18 protein-coding genes are annotated in these 19,433 nt (G+C 74.0%); 13 read left to right on the plus strand and 5 right to left on the minus strand.

Annotation, left to right across the window (positions count from 1 at the left end; all coding sequences use genetic code 11):
* Position 1: 1 nt before the first annotated feature.
* Positions 2 to 1,417, minus strand: coding sequence for a cytochrome ubiquinol oxidase subunit I (locus GA0070620_RS05300; RefSeq protein WP_197677628.1), 1,416 nt, complete (start codon positions 1,415 to 1,417; stop codon positions 2 to 4).
* Positions 1,418 to 1,579: 162 nt separating this feature from the next.
* Here GA0070620_RS05300 and GA0070620_RS05305 point away from each other — a divergent pair, with 162 nt between their 5' ends.
* The 3 genes from GA0070620_RS05305 to GA0070620_RS05315 all read left to right on the plus strand — a co-directional run bounded on the left by GA0070620_RS05305 (position 1,580) and on the right by GA0070620_RS05315 (position 4,178).
* Complete coding sequence (locus GA0070620_RS05305; protein ID WP_091598075.1) at positions 1,580 to 2,353, plus strand: lysophospholipid acyltransferase family protein; 774 nt, start codon at positions 1,580 to 1,582, stop codon at positions 2,351 to 2,353.
* Positions 2,354 to 2,433: 80 nt separating this feature from the next.
* Positions 2,434 to 3,009 carry a TetR/AcrR family transcriptional regulator gene (locus GA0070620_RS05310; protein ID WP_231922391.1) on the plus strand — a complete coding sequence of 192 codons (576 nt, stop codon included), beginning with the start codon at positions 2,434 to 2,436 and terminating at the stop codon, positions 3,007 to 3,009.
* Positions 3,010 to 3,218: 209 nt separating this feature from the next.
* Positions 3,219 to 4,178 carry an SDR family NAD(P)-dependent oxidoreductase gene (locus GA0070620_RS05315; protein WP_091588827.1) on the plus strand — a complete coding sequence of 320 codons (960 nt, stop codon included), beginning with the start codon at positions 3,219 to 3,221 and terminating at the stop codon, positions 4,176 to 4,178.
* A gap of 76 nt (positions 4,179 to 4,254) precedes the next feature.
* Here the strand turns inward: GA0070620_RS05315 and GA0070620_RS05320 are convergent, their stop codons facing one another.
* Together GA0070620_RS05320 and GA0070620_RS05325 are read right to left on the minus strand one after the other, a co-directional pair.
* Positions 4,255 to 4,620: a DUF4180 domain-containing protein gene (locus GA0070620_RS05320; RefSeq protein WP_091588828.1), complete on the minus strand. Its 366-nt coding sequence runs from the start codon at positions 4,618 to 4,620 to the stop codon at positions 4,255 to 4,257.
* Positions 4,613 to 5,068: a helix-turn-helix domain-containing protein gene (locus GA0070620_RS05325; RefSeq protein WP_231922241.1), complete on the minus strand. Its 456-nt coding sequence runs from the start codon at positions 5,066 to 5,068 to the stop codon at positions 4,613 to 4,615. The genes GA0070620_RS05320 and GA0070620_RS05325 overlap by 8 nt, the downstream gene beginning before the upstream one ends.
* A gap of 99 nt (positions 5,069 to 5,167) precedes the next feature.
* Here GA0070620_RS05325 and GA0070620_RS05330 point away from each other — a divergent pair, with 99 nt between their 5' ends.
* From GA0070620_RS05330 to GA0070620_RS05340, 3 genes are all read left to right on the plus strand, one after another.
* On the plus strand, positions 5,168 to 5,935 hold the full coding sequence (locus GA0070620_RS05330; protein WP_231922242.1) for a glycerophosphodiester phosphodiesterase: 768 nt from the start codon (positions 5,168 to 5,170) through the stop codon (positions 5,933 to 5,935).
* A gap of 17 nt (positions 5,936 to 5,952) precedes the next feature.
* Positions 5,953 to 7,347, plus strand: a complete 1,395-nt coding sequence (locus GA0070620_RS05335; RefSeq protein ID WP_091588831.1) for an MFS transporter — start codon at positions 5,953 to 5,955, stop codon at positions 7,345 to 7,347.
* A 74-nt stretch (positions 7,348 to 7,421) separates the two neighbouring features.
* The gene (locus tag GA0070620_RS05340) at positions 7,422 to 8,138 is read left to right on the plus strand and encodes a thymidine kinase (RefSeq protein ID WP_091588832.1); all 717 of its coding nucleotides are present in this window, start codon (positions 7,422 to 7,424) and stop codon (positions 8,136 to 8,138) included.
* A gap of 45 nt (positions 8,139 to 8,183) precedes the next feature.
* Here the strand turns inward: GA0070620_RS05340 and GA0070620_RS05345 are convergent, their stop codons facing one another.
* Entirely contained in the window at positions 8,184 to 9,377 is a 1,194-nt protein-coding gene (locus tag GA0070620_RS05345) for a low temperature requirement protein A (protein ID WP_091588833.1), read from the minus strand.
* Positions 9,364 to 9,774: an Rv0361 family membrane protein gene (locus GA0070620_RS05350; protein WP_091588834.1), complete on the minus strand. Its 411-nt coding sequence runs from the start codon at positions 9,772 to 9,774 to the stop codon at positions 9,364 to 9,366. The genes GA0070620_RS05345 and GA0070620_RS05350 overlap by 14 nt, the downstream gene beginning before the upstream one ends.
* A 163-nt stretch (positions 9,775 to 9,937) precedes the next feature.
* Here GA0070620_RS05350 and GA0070620_RS05355 point away from each other — a divergent pair, with 163 nt between their 5' ends.
* The 7 genes from GA0070620_RS05355 to GA0070620_RS05385 all read left to right on the plus strand — a co-directional run bounded on the left by GA0070620_RS05355 (position 9,938) and on the right by GA0070620_RS05385 (position 19,433).
* On the plus strand, positions 9,938 to 11,641 hold the full coding sequence (locus GA0070620_RS05355) for an acyl-CoA dehydrogenase family protein (RefSeq protein WP_091588835.1): 1,704 nt from the start codon (positions 9,938 to 9,940) through the stop codon (positions 11,639 to 11,641).
* 71 nt (positions 11,642 to 11,712) lie between these two features.
* On the plus strand, positions 11,713 to 12,882 hold the full coding sequence (locus GA0070620_RS05360; RefSeq protein ID WP_091588836.1) for a PQQ-binding-like beta-propeller repeat protein: 1,170 nt from the start codon (positions 11,713 to 11,715) through the stop codon (positions 12,880 to 12,882).
* Positions 12,883 to 12,918: 36 nt separating this feature from the next.
* Positions 12,919 to 13,284: a VOC family protein gene (locus GA0070620_RS05365; protein ID WP_091588837.1), complete on the plus strand. Its 366-nt coding sequence runs from the start codon at positions 12,919 to 12,921 to the stop codon at positions 13,282 to 13,284.
* 266 nt (positions 13,285 to 13,550) lie between these two features.
* Positions 13,551 to 15,848 (plus strand): glycosyltransferase family 2 protein, encoded by a 2,298-nt coding sequence (locus tag GA0070620_RS05370; RefSeq protein WP_091588838.1) that lies wholly within the window; start codon positions 13,551 to 13,553, stop codon positions 15,846 to 15,848.
* Positions 15,848 to 16,678, plus strand: a complete 831-nt coding sequence (locus tag GA0070620_RS05375; RefSeq protein ID WP_091588839.1) for a hypothetical protein — start codon at positions 15,848 to 15,850, stop codon at positions 16,676 to 16,678. The genes GA0070620_RS05370 and GA0070620_RS05375 overlap by 1 nt, the downstream gene beginning before the upstream one ends.
* Positions 16,671 to 18,347: a hypothetical protein gene (locus tag GA0070620_RS05380; RefSeq protein ID WP_091588840.1), complete on the plus strand. Its 1,677-nt coding sequence runs from the start codon at positions 16,671 to 16,673 to the stop codon at positions 18,345 to 18,347. Before GA0070620_RS05375 ends, GA0070620_RS05380 begins: the two co-directional genes overlap by 8 nt.
* Positions 18,348 to 18,449: 102 nt before the next feature.
* Positions 18,450 to 19,433, plus strand: a complete 984-nt coding sequence (locus GA0070620_RS05385) for a helix-turn-helix transcriptional regulator (protein ID WP_091588841.1) — start codon at positions 18,450 to 18,452, stop codon at positions 19,431 to 19,433.

Raw genomic sequence — 19,433 nt, forward strand, 5'->3', positions numbered from 1 at the left:
GTCAGTAGGCGAAGGCGAGCGGGCGCTCGGCGTCGTCGTGGCTGTCGTCGATCTCGGGTTGCGGTGTCAGGTCGGGTACGCCGGCCTTGGCGTAGCGGACCAGCAGCTTGAACTCGATCACGGCGAGGGTCGCGTAGATCAGGGTGAACGCGGTGAACGAGGTGAGCACCTCGGTCAGCGACACGCTGCGGGAGACGCCGTTGCGGGTGAGCATCTCCCCGAAGACGATCCAGGGCTGGCGGCCCATCTCGGTGAAGATCCAGCCGAAGGAGTTCGCGACCAGCGGCAGCACGGGCATGACCAGGCCGGCGCGCAGCAGCCACCTGCTCTGCGGGGCGCGGCCCTTGCGGTGGGTCCAGAGCACCAGCAGGGCGATCGCCGCGGCGGCCAGCCCGAAGGCGATCATGAAGCGGAAGCTCCAGTAGGTGACCGGGATGATCGGGGCGTAGTTGCCCGGGCCGTACTGGCTGGCGTACTGGGCCTGCAGGTCGTCGATGCCGTGCACGGTGCCGCGCGGGTCGCCGGTACCGAGGTACGACAGCAGGTACGGGATCTTGATGGCGAACAGTTCGCGGCTGCCGTCGAGGCTGCCGACGGTGAGGACGGAGAACGAGGCGGGGCTCTCGGTGTTGTAGAGGCCCTCGGCGGCGGCCATCTTCATCGGCTGCACCTGGGTCATGATCTTGCCTTGGATGTCGCCGGTGATGACGACGCCCGCGGCGGCGATCAGGGTGACCCAGGAGCCGAACTTGGCGGCGAACCGGTAGGTGGGGGTGTCGGCCGAGTCGCGGTTGCGGATCAGGTGCCACATCGCGACGGCGACCAGCAGCGAGCCGGCGACCAGGAACGCGCCCGCGATGGTGTGCGGGAAGGTGATGAGGGCGACCTTGTTGGTGAGCACCGCGACGAAGTCGGTCAGCTCGGCCCGTCCGGTGTCGGGGTTGACGCGGTAGCCGACCGGGTTCTGCATGAACGAGTTCGCGGCCAGGATGAAGTACGCGGACATGTTGGTGCCGATGGCGGCGGCCCAGATCGCGGCCAGGTGCAGCCGCTTGGGCAGCCGGTCCCAGCCGAAGATCCACAGCCCGATGAAGGTGGATTCGAGGAAGAACGCGACCAGCGCCTCGATCGCGAGGGGTGCGCCGAAGATGTCGCCCACGAAGCGGGAGTAGTCGCTCCAGTTCATGCCGAACTGGAACTCCTGCACGATGCCGGTGACCACGCCCATGGCGAAGTTGATGAGGAACAGCTTGCCGTAGAACTTGGTGAGCTTGAGGTAGCGCTCGTTGCCGGTGCGGTGCCACAGGGTCTGCAGGATGGCCACCAGCACGGACAGGCCGATGGTCAACGGCACGAAGAGGAAGTGGTAGACGGTGGTGACACCGAACTGCCAGCGGGCGACGTCCAACGCGTCCACCTGGAACCCCCAGCTGTTCATACTACGGGACGTAGTAAATACTACTGCCCGTCGTAGAGAAAAGGGCAGGGGCGGGGGTCCCGAACCGACCCGGGACCAATGACCCTGATCACCCGGGCCGTCCGCACTCCCGGCCCGAACCCGTGCGACCATTCACCGCTGATGGACACCGCCCACGTCACCTGGCAGCCGCCCGCGATCTGGCGTACCGCCCAACTGCTCGCGCGCGGCGTCGTCGGCGCCGTCGCCCGGCTCGAGGTCACCGGCCAGGTCCCGGAGGAGCTGCGCCGAGGCCCGCTGGTCCTCGCCGCCAACCACATCAGCCCGTTCGACCCGGTGGTGCTCACCGCCGCGTGCCGGGTCCGCGGCGTCGCCCCCCGGATCATGGCCACCGCGGGGCTGTTCCGCGCCCCGCTGGTCGGGGCCGCGATGCGCCGGGCCGGGCACATCCGCGTCGACCGGGGCACCGCCGCGGTCGGCCGGGCCCTCGACGACGCCGCGACGGCCGTCGCCGCCGGCTCGGTGGTGCTGGTCTATCCGGAGGGCCGCATCGGCCTCGACCCCGGCATGTGGCCCGAGCGCGGCAAGACCGGCGCGGCCCGGCTCGCCCTCGCCTGCGGCGCTCCGGTGATCCCGGTCGCGCAGTGGGGCTCCCACGAGGTGGTGCCGTACCGGGCGCCGAAGGGGTTGCTGCGCGGGCTCGCCCGCTCGGTGGTGCGCCGGCCGGTGATCCGGGTGCACTTCGGCGAACCCGTCGACCTCGGCGGACTGGCCCCGGACACGCCGGGCTCGGCCCGCCGGGCCACCGACCGCATCATCGACGCGATCACCGACGCGCTGGTGCCGCTGCGTCCCGACGAGCCCGACCGGCCCCGGCACGTCGATCCGGGCCGCCCGGCCGACAGCAGCCGGTCCCACCGCCGTCGCCCGACCTGACGAGGTCGGTCGTTCGCGTGCCGCGATCGCTGACGCATTAGACAACTTTCGGAACTTCGTCTAATCTGTTTACCGTGAGCATGACTGAGGTGGGGCACGACGACCCGAAGCGCGCCGCGGTCCTCGCGGCCGCGGAGGGCGTGTTCGGTCGCTACGGATTCCAGAAGACCTCGATGGAGGCCGTCGCCAAGGCCGCCGGGATCTCCCGGCCGGGGCTGTATCTGATCTTCCCGAACAAGGAGCAGCTCTACCGCGCCACGATGCAGGGCGTCATGGAGCGTGCCCAGCTCGCCATGGAGGCCCGCTTCGCCGACGAGACGCTGAGCTTCCCCGAGCGCCTGGTCGCCGCCCTCGACGCGCTCATGGGTTTCTACGTCGAGACCCAGGTGGCACGCGACCTGGCCGAACTGCTGGAGAACAGCGGCCCGCAGCTCGGCCCGATGTTCGGCGACTACCAGGAACGCGCCCGGGCCACCATCACCGACCGGATCGGGGCCCTGGCCCCGCCCGCCCTGCTCGATCGGCAGAGCGCCCACGACATCATGGACCTGCTCTTCTCCGCCGGGCTGACCTGGAAGTCGACCGCGCGCGACCGCGACGAGTTCCGCGACCGGGTCCGGCGCGCGGTGTCCCTCATCTTCCCCGACACGGCCTGACGGCCCCCGGCCCGACCGTCTCGGCGGCGGCCGGCCCACCCTGACCGGCGTCCGCGCCGGGACCACACCACCGACGGCGCTGTCGTCGCCGCCGTCGTACGCCCCACCGGCGGCGCCCCGACCCGACCGCGCCCTTGATCCGACCCTCCGACCAGGCCGGCGACGACCGTCGCACCGGCCCCGGCACCCGCTACCCAGGGAGTTCCGAAATGTCACGAATTGTCACACCCTTCACCGCTCGGTCGACCGCCGCCGAGGTGGTCGCCGACGTCGACCTGACCGGCCGACGTGCCGTCGTCACCGGCGGCGCCTCCGGGATCGGCCTGGAGACCGCTCGGGCGCTCGCCGACGCCGGCGCCGCGGTCACCCTCGCCGTACGCGACACCGACGCCGGCGAGCAGGCCGCCACCGGGATCCGCGCCGACCACCCGGACGCGAACGTGCGGGTCGCCCGGCTCGACCTGGCCGACCTGGCCAGCGTCGACGCGTTCACCGCCGGCTGGACCGGGCCGCTGCACATCCTGGTGGCCAACGCCGGAATCATGGCCCTGCCGCAGCTGACCCGCACCGCCGAGGGCTGGGAGCGGCAGTTCGCCGTCAACCACCTGGGTCACGCCGCGCTGACCCTCGGCCTGCACCACGCCCTCGCCGCCGCCGGCGACGCGCGCGTCGTGGTGGTCAGCTCCTCGGCCCACCTGATGTCGCCGGTCGTCTTCGACGACATCCACTTCACCGCGCGCCCGTACGAGGCGTGGTCGGCGTACGGGCAGTCGAAGACCGCGAGCATCCTGTTCACGGTCGCCCTGGCGAAGCGGTGGGCGGCCGACGGCATCACCGCCAACGCGCTGCACCCCGGCGGCATCATGACCAACCTCCAGCGTCACCTCGACGAGGGGCAACTGCGGTTCGTCGGTGCCCTCGACGAGCAGGGCAACCGGCTGGAGGTCCCGCCGGGCTGGAAGACGCCGCAGCAGGGCGCCGCCACGTCGGTCCTGCTCGCCGCGTCCCCGGAGCTGACCGGCGTGACCGGGCGCTACTTCGAGGACTGCGCCGAGGCCGCCGTGGTGACCGGACCGAACGACGCCATGAGCGGGGTGGCGCCGTTCGCCCTGGACCCGGAGGCGGCCGAGCGCCTCTGGGACGAGACTCGGCGGCTGCTGGGCCGCTGAGCCGGCCGAACGCGGGCCGAGGATCCTCGGGTCGCCGGCGCCGTCCGTGGCGGACGGCGCCGGCCGGAGCCGGGGATCAGGCGGCCAGTCGGGCGTCGAGCGCGGCCAGGTCCGGCACGAACCAGATGTGCTCGTGCCGGTTGGACTCGGCGACCAGCGCGCGCAGCGCCCCGCTGGCCGCGAGGTGGGCGGAGATGTCACCGACGACCACCAGCCGCAGCCGGTAGTTGACGAACTTCTGCATGACGTCCCCGGCGAAGCGGGTGCCCAGGGCGAAGAAGCTCGGGTCGAGCCGCTCGGCGGGCAGCGCGACCACCTGGGCGCCGCCCCAGGCCGCGCCGCCGATCAGGTCGAGGGCCTGCTCGGTGGTGGCCACCGGCGGGCCGGCGGGGTCGCAGACGAGGACGGGCACCCCGGCGCGCTCCTCCAGTACGTCAGCCACGGTCGCCCTCCCCGGAGAACAGGTCGTTGTCGCCGTGCAGCACGGCGTCGAGCAGCCGCAGCAGCTCGGCGGTGCCGGCGGCGTCGCCCAGGATCACGATCTTCATTCGGTGGCGTTCCTCGTCGTGGACGGTCTGCACGCGCAGCGGGCGTGCCTGGTCGTGATGGGTGTTGACGCCGGCGAGGACGAACGTGGCGAGCCGGTCGGCCGCGGCCCGGTCGACGCCGTCGAGCTGCACGATGCTCGACACCTCCAGCGCCGGGGTGCCGGCCGGCGGAGCGGACGCGGGTCGACCGGTCAGGGCGTCGAGGTCGGCACGGGCGATCCGGTACTGCTTGCCGATCCGCACCGCCCGCAGCCGGCCGGTGCGGATGTAGGTGCGCACGGTCCGGACGTGCAGGCCCAGCAGCTCGGCCACCTGCTCGGCCGAGTACATGTCGTTACTCATCGCTCCCCATGGTAGGCAGATTAGGGAGCGATAGGGAAGTTCTTAACGGGTATGCCAACTGGTCACCTGGGCGCCACCCGGGCCCGGCATACTGCCCGCGTGCAACCCCGCCACCCCTACCTCGACGCGCCCGCGCCGCTGGCCTTCGCCCACCGCGGCGGCGCCGCCGACGGCGACGAGAACACCGCCGAGGCGTTCGCCCGTGCCGTCGCGCTCGGCTACCGCTACGTGGAGACCGACGTGCACGCCACCGCCGACGGGGTGAGCGTCGTCTTCCACGACGCCACGCTGCGCCGGGTCACCGGCGAGTCGGGCCGCATCGCTGACCTGCGCTGGGCCGACCTCGCCTCGGTACGCGTCGGCGGCGCCGCCGTCGTCCCCCGCCTCGACGAGGTGCTCACCGCCTGGCCCGAGGTGCGGTTCAACATCGACGTGAAGTCCGACCCCGGCGTCGAGCCGGCGGTCGCCACCGTCGCCCGGGCCGGCGCGGAGCACCGGGTGCTGCTCGCCTCCTTCAGCGACGCCCGGCTGGCCCGGATGCGCGCCCTCACCGAGGGGCGGGTGGCCACGTCGCTGGGCATGCGGGGCGTGGCCCGGCTGCGGATGGCGTCCCTGACCGGGCGACCGCTGCGGCTGCCGCCGTCCGTGGTCGCCGCGCAGGTCCCGGTGCGCTACGGGCGGGTGCCCGTGGCCGACCGCCGGTTCCTGCGCTACGCCCACGCGCTCGGCCTGCAGGTGCACGTCTGGACGATCGACGAACCCACCGAAATGCACGACTTACTTGATCGTGGTGTGGATGGCATCATGACCGATCACGTCGGCGTGCTGCGCGACGTCTACCGCAGCCGCGGCCACTGGGCCGCCTGATCCCCCACGAGGACCCGATGGCCGAGACCGTGACCCCCGCGGTACAGGGCAACCCGCCACCCCCGGCGAGCACCCGTCGCGAACGCACCGGCTGGTACGTCTACGACTGGGCCAACTCGGCCTTCCAGACCACCGTCATCACGGTGTTCCTCGGGCCGTTCCTCACCACCGTCGCCGAGCTGGCCGCCGGGTGTGAACTGGGCGCCGACACCTGCGACGGGTACGTGCACCCGCTGGGCATCCGGGTCGCCGCCGGCTCGTACTACCCGTACCTGATCTCGCTGTCGGTGTTCCTCACCGTGTTCGTGCTGCCCGTCGTCGGCGCCGTCGCCGACCGGTCGGCGCACAAGAAGCGGCTCCTCGCCGGGGCCGCGTTCACCGGCTCCGGCGCGACCATCGCGATGGCGTTCGTCACCGGGGACCGCTACCTGCTCGGCGGGGCCCTGTTCCTGATCGCCAACATCAGCTTCGGTGCCGCCATCGTGGTCTACAACTCGTTCCTGCCGCAGCTCGGCGGCCCCGACGAACGCGACGGCATCTCCAGCCGCGGCTGGGCGCTCGGCTACCTCGGCGGGGGCCTGCTGCTGGCGATCAACCTGGTCGCCGTCACCATGTTCAGCGAGGAGGGCAACCCGCAGCGCACGCTGGACCTGGCCCGCTGGTCGATCGTCTCCGCCGGCGTGTGGTGGGCGCTGTTCACCCTGGTGCCGCTGCGCTGGCTGCGCGAACACCCCACCGCGGCGGCCCTCGCCGGCGGCGGCAACGTGCTCACCGACGGGTTCAAGCAGCTCGGCCGCACCCTGCGGGAGATCAAGGCGTACCCGCTGACGCTGTTCTTCCTGCTCGCCTTCCTCGTCTACAACGACGGCATCCAGACGGTCATCACCCTGGCCAGCCAGTACGGCACCGAGGAGCTGAAGCTGGAGCAGAGCACCCTGATCACGACGATCCTGCTCGTGCAGTTCCTCGCCTTCGGCGGCGCGCTGTCGCTCGGTGCGCTCGCCCGCCGCATCGGCGCCTGGAAGACCGTGCTGCTGAGCCTGGTGCTGTGGACCGGTGTGATCATCGCCGCGTTCCGGCTGCCCGCGGAGGCGCCGGTGCCGTTCATGATCCTCGGCGGTGCGATCGGTCTGGTCCTCGGCGGCAGCCAGGCGCTGAGCCGGTCGCTGTTCAGCCAGCTCATTCCCGCCGGCAAGGAGGGCGAGTACTACGGCTTCTACGAGATCAGCGACAAGGGCACCAGCTGGCTCGGGCCGCTCGCGTTCGGCCTGGTCTTCCAGCTGACCGCCTCGTACCGGGTCGGCCTGGTCTCGCTGCTGATCTTCTTCGTGGTCGGCTTCCTGCTGCTGCTGGCCGTACCGATCCGCCGGGCCATCGTCGCCGCGGGTAACACACCTCCACGAGTGCTCTGACACCACCCCCGCGTCCGGCCGGCGGTGATCCGCCGGCCGGATTTGCCCTGGTCGATGGGTTAGGCTGCCCGACCGTGACCGACGACGCCGCTACCGCACCCGCCTGCCTCGCCCGGCCCCTCGCCGGCCCGGACGACTCCCCGGCCGGGTGCGCCGCCGCGCGCGGACTCGACGGGCGGCCGCTGCACGCCGCCGCCCTGAAGTTCTTCTGGGGGCCGATGGACTGCGGTAAGTCCACGATGGCGCTGCAGATGAACTACAACCACGCCCGGCAGGGCCGGCGCGGCCTCGTCACCACCCGCATCGACCGGTCGCTCGGCCCGCAGGTCACCACCCGCATCGGCCTCGCCCACGAGGCCATCGAGGTCACCGACGACCTGGACCTGCGGGCCCTGGTCCGCGGCCGGTGGGCCGAGGGTGTACGCGTGGACTACCTGATCTGCGACGAGGCCAGCTTCTACAGCGTGGAGCACGTCGAGCAGATGGCCGAACTGGTCGACAGCTACGACGTCGACGTGTACGCGTTCGGGCTGGCCACCGACTTCCGATCCTGCCTCTTCCCCGCCGCGCAGCGCCTGTTCGAACTGGCCGACGAGGTGGCCCGCATCCAGGTCGAGGTGCTCTGCTGGTGCGGCCGGGAGGGTCTGCTCAACGCCCGCGTGGTCGACGGGCGGGTGGTCCGGGAGGGCGCCCAGGTCGTCATCGGCGACACCGTCGACACCGCCGACGTGCGCTACCAGGTGCTGTGCCGGCGGCACTACCGCAGCGGCGACCTCGGCCCCCGCGACTGAGCCCCGCGCCGCCCGGACACCGGTCCGTCGCCCGGCTCGGAGCGGTCATCGCGCGCCCCGCCGGACCCGGAGCCGGTCGGTCATGATCACCGCCACGGTCACCACGGTCGCCAGCACCGCGCAGCCCGCGATGGTCACCCCCAGCCGCTCGCAGGCCGGTATCAACGCCAGCAGCACCACCGCCGCCGCGATCCGGCTGGCCGGCAGGCCGCGCCACAGCACCGCCGTGTAGGCGGCGTGTCCGGCGAGGAAGAGCGCCGGACCGCCCAGGGTGAAGAGGGCGCTGACCATGGTGGCGGGCGCGCCGGGCTCGCGCAGCAGCCGCTCGTCGCCCGCCGAGGTGACGACGATACCGGCCACCATCACCGGGTGCAGGTAGTTGAACGCCAGCCGGCTCAACGCGCCGGTGCGCTCCCCGGCCCGGGCGATGACCTCCGTGGCGGCCGGCGCCGAGCGGGCGAAGTAGACCCACCACAGCGCCACCGATCCGGCGAACGCCACCAGGAACGCCCCGGACGTCACCAGGTCCACGTGCCGGGTGAGGGTGCTGCCGGTGACCAGGATCGACTCACCCAACGCGATGAGGACGAACGCCGCGCAGCGCTCGGCCAGGTGCCCACCCTCCACCAGCCACCGCTCGGGGCGGGAGCGCCCCCGCCCGGGAAGCGGGTAGCCGATCGACAGGCCGACCACCTCGAGCACGATCACGGCCGCCCAGAGCGCCTCCCGGGCGGCCCCACCGACCAGACCGCCGAGGACCACGAGCACGGACGTCCCGGCGATCCACGGCAGGGACTGCTGAAATCCGGCGACCAACCAGGGGCTGCCCCGCGTCGCCCACAGTCCGAACATCGTCCGACCCACCTGCACGGTCACGTACACGGCTGCGAAGAGCAGGCCCGTCCCGGCGAACGCCTGCGGGATCGCCGCCGACAACAGCAGGCTGCCCAGCGTCACCCCGATCAGCATCGCCCGCACCGGCCCCTGATCCGGATGCAGCCAGTTGGTCACCCAGGTCGTGTAGACCCAGACGAACCAGACCAACGCCAGCAGCAGCGCCGTCCGTCCGGCGCCCCGCCAGTCCGGGTGCTCGATCAGATAGTGCGACAGCTGGGTGATGGTGAAGATGAAGACCAGGTCGAAGAAGAGCTCGGTCGAGGTGGTCGGTTCGACGCCCTGACGCTCGCGCAGCAACCGGGGGTGAGCCAGGTCGATGGCCGGCGGCTCAGAAGGGGTCACCGCAGATCCGCCAGTGGCGGCCCTCCTGCACGACCGGCAGCTTCCGTTCCTCGATGGTGCCGCTGTCGCGGGTGATCTGCACGGTCACCGTGCCGCGCGGGCGACCGCCGCGGGTGCTCACCGACACGTCGGTGATCTCGTAGTCGCGGACCATCGGCGGGGTCTTCACCCAACTGGTGAACCCGACCTCGCTCCACTTGCCGCGGGCCTCCTCGCAGAGCCGGTCGTACGCGCCGTCGGTGTCGCCCACGGTCACCGAGCGCAGGAACTCGTCGGTGGTCTCCCGCACCGGCCCGGCCGCCTGGGTGACGACCTGCAGGTTCCACACCCCCAGGCCGGCCACCCCGACGCAGCACAGCGCGACCGCGACACCGGCGAACACCATCCCGGTGCGCATCGGTCGGCGGGGCCGCACCGGCCCGCTCCACGACTGCACAGCCCCCACGACCCGACGGTAGGCAAACCCACGGGTCCGCGGGCGGCAAACGGCTCTGTCGCCGGTGCCGGCGCATCGTCTACCGTCGGGCGCACCACCCCCGAGTGCGTGCCAGGAGCCACCCATGACCCGCTTCGTGCAACCGGTACCCGCCCTCGACGACCCGTACGCCACGGACACGCTGCTGCGCTCCTGGCTGGAGCGGCAGCTCGGCGCCGCCGGGCACGCCGCCGCCAAGGGCCGGCTGGCCGACCTCGCCGCCGACGTGGTGGGGTCGCTGCGCGCCGCGCACGCCGACGCCGAGGCGCATCCGCCGACCCTGGTGCGCTACGACCCGTGGGGTGCCCGGGTCGACCGGATCGACACGTCCGCCGGCTGGCAGACGCAGCGCGCCGCCGCCGCCCGGCACGCCGTGGTCGCCCTGCCCTACCTGGACTCGGCGCGGGGCACGTGGGGGGCCGCCGCGCGCGTCGTCCAACACGCCCTGCTGCACCTGTACGGCCCGGAGTCGGCCACCTTCTCCTGCCCGGTCGCGATGGCCGACGGTGCGGCGGCGCTGCTCAGCCTCCCCGACGTCGACCGGGACGTCCGCGACGCCTGGTTGCCACGGTTGATCTCCACCGACCCGGCCACGGCGATCACCAGCGGGCAGTGGATGACCGAGTCGCAGGGCGGCTCCGACCTGGCCCGCTCCAGCACCATCGGCCGCCCCGCCGCCGACGGCTCGTGGCGGCTCACCGGCGAGAAGTGGTTCTGCTCTGCCGCCGACGCGGCGATGGCCGTGGCGCTGGCCCGGCCCGAGGGCGCCGGCCGGGGCAGCCGGGTGCTCGCCCCGTTCCTGGTTCCCCGCTACGCCGCCGACTCGCCCCTGGCCGGGACCGCCGCCCCGGACGCGCCCGCGCCGGGCGTCACCGTGCACCGGCTCAAGGACAAGCTCGGCACCCGGGCCCTGCCCACCGCCGAGATCGGGCTGCGCGACGCGTACGCCCTGCCGCTGGGCGACCCCGCCCGACCCGGCCTCGCCCGGGCGATGACCCTGGTGGTGGTGACCCGGGTGCACAACGCCGCCGCGGCCGCCGGCGGGATGCGGCGCGGCCTGGCCCACGCCATGGCGTACGCCGCCGCCCGGCACGTCGCCGGCGGGACGCTCACGGCGTCCCCGCTGCACCGGGCCACCCTCGGCGCCCTCGCGGTCGACGCGGCGGGCGCGTTCGTGCTCGCCGGGCACGCCTTCGCGCTGCTCGGCCGGGTCGAGGTCGGCGCCGACCCGGCCGCCGCGGCGGAGCTGCGCGTCGTGGCGCCGCTGGCGAAGCTCGCCACCGGCCGCCTGGCGGTCAGCTCCGCCAGCGAGTACGTGGAGGCCTTCGGCGGCGCCGGATACGTGGAGGACACCGGCGTGCCCCGGCTGCTGCGCGACGCGCAGGTCCTGCCGATCTGGGAGGGCACCACCAACGTGCTCGCCCTGGACGTGCTGCGCGCGGTGAGCCGCGAGGACGCCGGCGCGCCGCTGCTGCGGCGCCTGACCGCCGCCGCCGACCTGGCCCGGCCGCTGTCGCCGGCACTGGCCGACACGCTCGCCGCGACCACCGCCGAGCTGCGCGACACCCTCGCCGGGGTGACCGCCGACTCGCAGGCCGTCGCGGTGGTCGCCGGGGCGCGCGGGCTGGCCCTGCGCCTGGCCCACGCGCTCACCGCCGCCCTGCTGGTGGAGCACGCCGCGTGGGGCGACGAGCAGGCCGAGCTCGCTGCCCGGCTGTGGGCGCGCCGCTGGCTGCGGCACGAGGACGTCGCCGCGGACGCCCACCACCACCTGGACCTGCTCGCCTGACCGTCCGGCCCGCCCGACCTGCCGGGCCGGGCGACGGGGGCGGGTCGACGAGCGAGGCGGGGCGGAAACGGGTGGAGACCCTGATCGAGTTGGGCGCCGAGCGGGGCGCGGCGCGGCTGAGCGGGCCCACCCCGCCGGTGCCGCGCTGGTGGCGGCCGGTCGTCGTGCTGCTGGCGTGCGTGGTGCTGACCGGGGCCGCCCCGCCCGCCCGACTGCCGGCGCTGACCGGGCCGGCGCTGCCGCAGCGGGCCGTGCTCGTGGCCGCCGGGTCGCTGCTGCTGGTGGTCGACGCGGGCGTCGACCCGCCGACGCTGGCCGCGTACGACCTGGCGGAACCGGGCCGGGGGCCGCGCTGGCGGGTGACGGTGCCCCCGGCCGCCGGGTGGTCCGCCGAGCGCCTCGGCGAGCTGGTGCTGGTCACCGAACGGGACCCGGTGCGCGGGGTGGTCGCCACCACCGCCCGCTCCGCCCACAGCGGCGAGCCGCGTTGGCGCCGCCCCGGGCGGGTGTACGCGACGGCGGACGGCGCCGTCGCGGTCAGCGAGGTACGCAGCGTCGCCGACCCGGGCCGGCGGATCGAGGGCGCGGTCCACGGCGTGGACCCGGCGACCGGGGCGACCCGCTGGACCGTGCCGCTGCCGTCCACGGCGGTGCTGACGGTGTTGCCGGGCGCGCCGTCCCGGGTGCTGGTGCTGCGCGACGACGGACTGGCGCGGGTGTACGACGTGGGTGACGGGACGGTGCGGGGTGTGGCGTGGCTGCCGCCGGCCGACTACGCCCCGAACAATCCGCAGGTGACGGGTGGGCACCTGGTGCTGCGTCACCCGGTCGTCGGCGGCGCGGAGCTCGTCGGTTACGCGCTGCCGGGGTTGGCCGAGCGGTGGCGGGTGCCGGCCGGGGACGGGGAGGTCGCCATCGACGGGTGCGGCGCGCTGCTCTGCGCTCAGGACGGGCGGGATCGGTGGGCGCTGGCACCGGCGACCGGCTCGCGGGTGTGGTCGTGGCCGGGCGGCGCGGATTGGCGGCCCGTCCCGGGCGAACGCGACAGCCCTCGGCTGCTGCTGCGGACGACGCAGGACGGCCGCCGCAACCTGCTCGCCGTCACGGATCGGGACGGCCCACGGGTGGTCGGGGTGCTGCCGGCGGGCACCCGGGACTGTCGCGTGCTCCCCGCCGCGCTGGCCTGCCGGGACGCCGCCGGCCGCCTCGTCGTACGGCCCGGACCGTCGGACGGTACCTGACAGGAGATGGCAGGAACGGGCGTGAGACTGCGAGGCATGACAGTGAACGCCGACCTCGCCATGGTCAACCTGGACAGCTCCGATCCCGCCGGCCACGCCGCCTTCTACCACCGGCTGCTCGGCTGGGAGGTCACCCACAGCCAGCCTGAGTACGCGATGATCAGCGGTGGTGGGGTGTCGATCGGCTTCGGCCTGGTCGAGGGCTACCAGCCGCCGTCCTGGCCCGACACGTCCGGCGGCAAGCGCTACCACCTGGACCTCTACGTCGACGACCTGACGCAGGCCGAGAAGGAGTTCGTCGCCGCCGGGGCGTCGAAGCCGGAGTTCCAGCCCGGCGGAGAGCGGTGGGTGGTGCTCATCGACCCGGTCGGGCAGCCGTTCTGCATCTGCCGCCGCGGCTGACCGGCGGCCGGTGTGGCCGGCGGACGGCCCGGTGCCGACCGCCCGGTGAACCTGACGAATTCCGCGGGTGACCCGCCGGACAAGCGGAGGTGAATTGTGGTGCGCGGGCGGCGCTGAGCCGCCGTTCGCGCACCACACCCGGGCTACGCTGGGCGCCGCTCGGTGATCTCCACCGCGGCGGATGACAGGCCCACCTCTCCCGAAAACCAGGTGTCGTGGTTCACAACGCGTCGTCTTCTCCGTCCGCAGCCCGGTCGGGGGCCTGAATGCCACCACGGCTGAGCGTCGTCGTCCCCTTCTACAACGTCGCGCCATACATCGGCGACTGCCTGCGCTCCGTCGCCCGGCAGACCTTCACCGACTTCGAAGTGGTGCTGGTGGACGACGGCTCGTCCGACGGCAGCGCCGACGTGGCCGCCGAGTTCTGCGCCCGCGACCCGCGGTTCCGCCTCGTCCGGCAGGACAACCAGGGCCTCGGCCCGGCCCGCAACACCGGGACCGCGCACAGCACCGGCGAGTACCTCGCGTTCGTCGACAGCGACGACCTGGTGCCGGCGCACGCGTACGAGTTGCTGGTCGGCTCCCTCGACCGCACCGGATCGTCGCTGGCCGCCGGCAACGCCCGCCGGTTCAACAACACCCTCGGGGTACGCGCCGCGTACCTGCACCGCACCATCTTCGCGGCCGACCGCGAGGTCACCCACATCCTCGAATACCCGGCGCTCGCGCTGGACCGGATGGTGTGGAACAAGGTGTACCGCCGGTCGTTCTGGACCGAGCACGGCTACGAGTTCCCGCCGATCCGGTACGAGGACTACCCGGTCACGCTCCGGGCCCACCTCGACGCGGTCACGGTCGACTGTCTCAGCGCCCCCGTCTACTACTGGCGGGAGCGGGAGTCCGGCGAGTCGATCACCCAGCAGAAGTACGCGTTCGGGAACCTCGCCGACCGGATCACCTCGGCGCTGATGATCCTCGACCTCGTCGACGAACGCGCCCCGGAGCTGCGTACGCCGGTGCACAGGCACCTGACCGAGATCGACCTGCCCACGATCGTGCAGGGATTCGGATCGGTCGAGGAGCACGAGCGGCCGGCCCTGGTGGAGCTGGGTCAGCGGCTCATCCGGCGGCTCGACCCGGCGGCGCGGGCGACGGCCCGCCCCCTGGACCGGCTCCAGTTCCGCGCCCTGGAGGCCGGCGACGCCGACCTGCTGCGCCGACTGGCCGACCACCGGGCCGACAACGGCGTCGACGACTCCCGCGCCCGCCGCCACCCCGTCCTGCCCTGGAGCTACGAGAGCACCTACCCCACACCGACCGGAGCCGCTCGCTCGGTGCCACGCCGGCTCTACCGGCTGCCCCGCCGCGACATGCGCCTGCACACCGCGCTGACCCGGGTCGAATGGAACGACACTGACCTGGTCCTGCGGGGCACCGCCGACATCCGGCACGCACCCCGACCGGCGGACGACACGTGGCGACTGCGGATGTCGCTGGTCCGTGGTTTGCGGGCGGTGTCGCTGCCGGTGCGCCGGTTCCCGGCCCGCGACACCCACGGCGACACCGCGCTCGTCGGCTTCGAGACGCGCGTACCCCGGCGGCTGCTCGCCGCCGCGGTCCCGGACGGCGCCGTGCCGCACATCGCCGTCGACATCCGGGTCGGCCCGCTGCACCGGCGTGGTCGGCTCAGCGGCATCGGGTACGGCTCCGCCCAGTATCCGCACGGGGCGTGGCTGACCGAGGACCTGTGGATCCAACCCAGCAGCGGCGGCGAGCACTTCCTGCTGCGGCCACTGCGCCGGCCGGCGGAGCTGACCGAGGCCACCGTGGACGGTGACGCGCTGGTCCTCGCCGGGCGGCTGGCCGTGCCCGCCGCCGACGCGACGCTGACCGTGGCCCGGTCGTCCGGCACCCTGCGCGTGCCCCTGCTGGTGCGGCCGGGCGGCGACGGCCGCGGGTTCACGGCGCGGGTCCCGGTCGCCGACTTGATCGACGCCGCCACCCCGGACGACCCGTTCAGCCAGCGGACCGCCCGGGTGCCCCGCCTCGACCGGGACAACGCGCTGCTGCTCGCCACCGGGCTGCGGGAGTCGGTGTCCGTCACGCACGCCGGTCGGCTGCTGACCGTCACCCGCTCCCCCGGCGGATACGTCAACCTGTTCGAGGGCCCCGTGCGGCTGCACGCGGACGCGGCCGAGGTGGCCGACGGCGACGCCGGGCAGCGGCTGGTCCTGACCGGTCCGTGGTGGGAACCTCGTGATCCGGGCCGAGTCGTGTGGCGACGTTTCCTGGACGGCTCCGACGCGTTCGTCGACGTGCCGTGCCACACCACGTACGACGACAGGTCCTGGTCGGCGGCGGTGGCGGCCGCCGACCTGCTCCCCCCGCCCGGCGCCGGGGCGATCGACTGGACGCTGTTCGTCGTGCCACCCGACGGCACGTCCCCGTACGCGGTGCAGGCCGACCCCTACCTGATGGCCGCGCTGCCGGTCGACCTCGCCGTCGGCGCGTCGCGGGCGCGGCTGCTGCCGCGGGCCGGCCGGCTGCACGTGGAGGCGGACTGATGCACCACCACAACCACTACTACGGCCAGGCGCACATCCTCGCCCGCCACTGCGGTTTCGACGACGAGTTCCCGCCGCGCATCCGCGGCTACCTGCAGCACGGCTGGAACGTGGGTTGCGGTTGGAACCCGGCGCACGAGTTCTTCGACGGCGCGTGGCGGTACGTGTGGAGCGACGCGCCACGCCGGCGCGGCCACGCCCTGGGCCGGCGCAACTACCACGTGGTGGGCGCCCCCTGGCTCTACCTGCGGGACCTGGAGCCCGACCTCGGCCGGGTGCCCGAGCAGGAGCGGCGCGGGACGCTGTGGTTCCTCTTCCACGGCTGGGAGGGCGGCAAGATCCACGGCGACCACGCCCGCCTGATCGACGAGATCCGCGAGACCGAGACCGAGCCGGTGACCGTGAGCCTGTACTTCACCGAGTACGAGCGGCCGGAGGTCCGCGCGGTGTACGAACGGGCCGGCTTCGACGTGATCTGCTTCGGCCGGCGCGGCTGGAACTACGAGGGCACCGACCGGCGCTTCCTCTACAAGCAGTTGGAGGCGTTCCGCCGGCACAAGAGGGTGGCCGCCAACCGGCTGAGCACGGCGGTCTTCTACGGCGTCTCGGCCGGCTGCCAGCCCGCCGTCTACGGCGATCCGATGGCGATGGAGGGCGAGAACCCGCTGTTCGGGGGCACCGCCCGCGTCGCCCGCCTCTGGCCCGAGATGCACGGCAAGGACATCGACCTCGCCACCGCCCGGGAGATCACCGACCAGGAACTCGGCCGGGCGTGGATGCTGTCGCCCGCCGAGATGCGCACGCTGTTCGATTGGAATCGCCGTGACTGACACCAGCTCGACCGAGATCGCGGTGGTCCGCGGCGAGATGCAGCCGTGGAGCGACGCGACCGGCCCTCGCCGCCCGGCCGGCGGTCCGGTGCTGGCCGCCCTCCTCGACGACCTGCTGCCGCACGCGTCCCACGCGCTGGTGCTCGGCCCGCACGACGGTGACCTGGTCGCCGCCGTGGCCGCCCGCAGCGCCCGGGTGACCGTGCTGCTCCGGTCGGTCAGCGACGCGACCGAGCTGCGGGCCGCGGTGGACGCGCCCAACCTGCGGGTCGTCGCCGGGGCGCTCGACGGCCTCGTGGAGCAGGGGGACACCGGCTTCGACGTCGTCCTGGCCGCCGACGGCCTGGACCGGGTGCTCGGCTACGACTCGCCGGAGTGGGACTGGCCGCGTCGGGCGGCGGCGACAGCCGGGCTGGCGGCGCCGGGCGCCGTGGTGGTCGTCGGCCTGACCAACGAGTTCGCCCTCACCGACCTGCTCGACGGGCGGCCGGCGCACCAGCGGCACGGGGACGACGAGTGGCGGCCGCTGCACGACGATCCGGCCCGACCGGCCTCGCCGCGGCAGTTCCGCGACGCCCTGGCCGCGTCGGGTCTCGACGTGACCGCCCTGTACGCCGCGTTCGACACGGCGGGGTCGACGCACACCCTCCTCGACACGGACGCCGCCGCAGCGGGCCGGCCCGGCCACCCGGCCGCGCGGCTGACCGTCCGTGGTCTGGAGGCCGCGGCGGCGGCACAGCCGCTGCTCGCGCCCGTGGCCATGGGCGCCGACGCCGCCGCCCGGGCGGGCCTGCTCGGCGCGGTCGCGCCCGGCTGGCTCGCGGTCTGCGGCGTACGTGCCGCGCACACGGCGTACGCCGCCGTCGGCCCCCGCCGGGTGCTGTCCGCGGACCTGTCCGGGGACCGCTGGCGGGTCGCGGTGGCCGGCGCCGACGCCCCGGCGGGCACGGAGCTGCAACCGGTCGACGAGACGGCGGAGCTGCCCGACAGCGAGTCCGTCGAGCGACTGCTGTGGCGGCTCGCCGCGGCCGAGGACGTGCCCGGCTTCCGGCGGGTGGCCGCCCGGCTGGGTGACTGGGTCCGCGACGGCGCGGACGGCCTGCTCGTCGTGCTCGACGACACCGGGGTGGACGGCGACGGGTTCGCCCGAGGGCTGCTCGCCTGGCGCGGTGCCGCGCCGGCGTCGCCCGCGGAGCGGCTGGCCGCCGCCTGGCACCGCTTCCACGACCGGCTGGTCGGTGGCCACCACCGCCACCCGTGGCCGCCGTGGCAGACCCGCGAGGACCTGGTCACCGTCTGGCTGGCGATGTGCGGCGAGCAGGCCGACGCGGCGGTGCTCGACCGGGGGCGCCGCCTCGCCGACGCGCTCGCCGAAGCGGCGGACGCACCGGCGGGCGGCGGGACCGACGTGCGGACGGCGCTCGCCGACGCCGAGGACGCCCGCGTCCGGGCGGTCGAGCTGGCCGGTCACGTCGCCGGCCTCGAACGCACCCTCCGCTTCCGCGACCAGCAGCTGAAGGTACGGGAGAACCGGTTGCGGGCGTTGCGCGCCGAACTGCGCGCCTTCAAGGGGTCGAAGGCCGGGCAGTTCGCCGAGGTGATCCGCAAGGCGGCGGTGATCCGCGACCCGAAGCGGGTGGCCCGCGCGGTCAAGCGGCGCCTGCGCTGACCGGGTCCCGGGCCGGGGTGGCGGTTCATCGGCCCGGGGTGGTCCACGCGGTGCGGCACGCCCGGGGCCGAGCACGTCGGACCCGACGGATAGCGTCGGCTCATGCGCGCGAGTCGGCTGGTCTCCCTGCTGCTGCTCCTGCAGAACCGGGGTCGGATGACCGCGCAGGAGTTGGCCGCGACGCTGGAGGTGTCCATCCGGACGGTCTACCGGGACGTGGATGCGTTGAGCGCGTCCGGTGTGCCGGTCTACGCCGAGCGCGGGCCGGCCGGCGGCTACCGGCTGCTCGACGGCTACCGCACCCGGCTGACCGGGATGACCGCCGAGGAGGCCGAGGCGCTGTTCCTCGTCGGCGTTCCCGGCCCCGCCGGTGAGCTGGGGCTCGGCTCGGTGCTGGCCGCCGCCGAGCTGAAGCTGCGGGCCGCGCTGCCCGCCGAGCTGGCCGACCGGGGCGGCCGGATCCGGCAGCGCTTCCACCTGGACGCGCCGACCTGGTTCCGGGAGCCGGAGCCCACCCCGCACCTCGCCGCGCTGGCCCACGCGGTCTGGTCGGATCGTCAGGTGCGGGTGCGCTACCGGCGTTGGCGGACGCCGCGTGAGGTGGAGCGGACCCTGGCGCCGCTGGGCCTGGTACTCAAGGCCGGCCGCTGGTATCTGGTCGCCACGGTCGACGGGCAGGCCCGCACCTACCGGGTCGGCGCGATCCTGGAGTTGACGGTGCTCGACGAGCCGGCCGACCGGCCCGACGGGTTCGACCTGGCCCGGTGCTGGCAGGAGCACGCCGACCGCTACGAACAGGGTGTCTACCGGGCCGAGGCGCGGGTGCGGATGACCGTGTCGGCGCTGGAATCGATGCCGCACGTCTTCCCGCCCGCGATGAGCCGCGCCGCCCGCGCGGCGGCCGGCGAGCCGGACGCGGACGGCTGGCTGCTGACCACGGTGCCGATCGAGTCGGTCAGGCACGGCCACACCGAGCTGCTGAAGCTGGGTGCGGAGGTGGAGGTGCTGGCCCCCGCCGAGCTGCGGGAGCGGTTCACCGCCACCGCGCGCCGGCTGGCCGCGCTCTACCCCGCCGGTGGTGGATGA

The sequence above is a fragment of the Micromonospora krabiensis genome, from assembly GCF_900091425.1.
Classification (GTDB): domain Bacteria; phylum Actinomycetota; class Actinomycetes; order Mycobacteriales; family Micromonosporaceae; genus Micromonospora; species Micromonospora krabiensis.

Coding starts and splice junctions, on each gene's coding strand:
- GA0070620_RS05305 (WP_091598075.1), top strand. CDS start 1,580: ATGGACACCGCCCACGTCACCTGGCAGCCGCCCGCGATCTGGCGTACC.
- GA0070620_RS05310 (WP_231922391.1), top strand. CDS start 2,434: ATGACTGAGGTGGGGCACGACGACCCGAAGCGCGCCGCGGTCCTCGCG.
- GA0070620_RS05315 (WP_091588827.1), top strand. CDS start 3,219: ATGTCACGAATTGTCACACCCTTCACCGCTCGGTCGACCGCCGCCGAG.
- GA0070620_RS05325 (WP_231922241.1), bottom strand. CDS start 5,068: ATGAGTAACGACATGTACTCGGCCGAGCAGGTGGCCGAGCTGCTGGGC.
- GA0070620_RS05335 (WP_091588831.1), top strand. CDS start 5,953: ATGGCCGAGACCGTGACCCCCGCGGTACAGGGCAACCCGCCACCCCCG.
- GA0070620_RS05350 (WP_091588834.1), bottom strand. CDS start 9,774: ATGCGCACCGGGATGGTGTTCGCCGGTGTCGCGGTCGCGCTGTGCTGC.
- GA0070620_RS05355 (WP_091588835.1), top strand. CDS start 9,938: ATGACCCGCTTCGTGCAACCGGTACCCGCCCTCGACGACCCGTACGCC.
- GA0070620_RS05365 (WP_091588837.1), top strand. CDS start 12,919: ATGACAGTGAACGCCGACCTCGCCATGGTCAACCTGGACAGCTCCGAT.
- GA0070620_RS05370 (WP_091588838.1), top strand. CDS start 13,551: ATGCCACCACGGCTGAGCGTCGTCGTCCCCTTCTACAACGTCGCGCCA.
- GA0070620_RS05375 (WP_091588839.1), top strand. CDS start 15,848: ATGCACCACCACAACCACTACTACGGCCAGGCGCACATCCTCGCCCGC.
- GA0070620_RS05385 (WP_091588841.1), top strand. CDS start 18,450: ATGCGCGCGAGTCGGCTGGTCTCCCTGCTGCTGCTCCTGCAGAACCGG.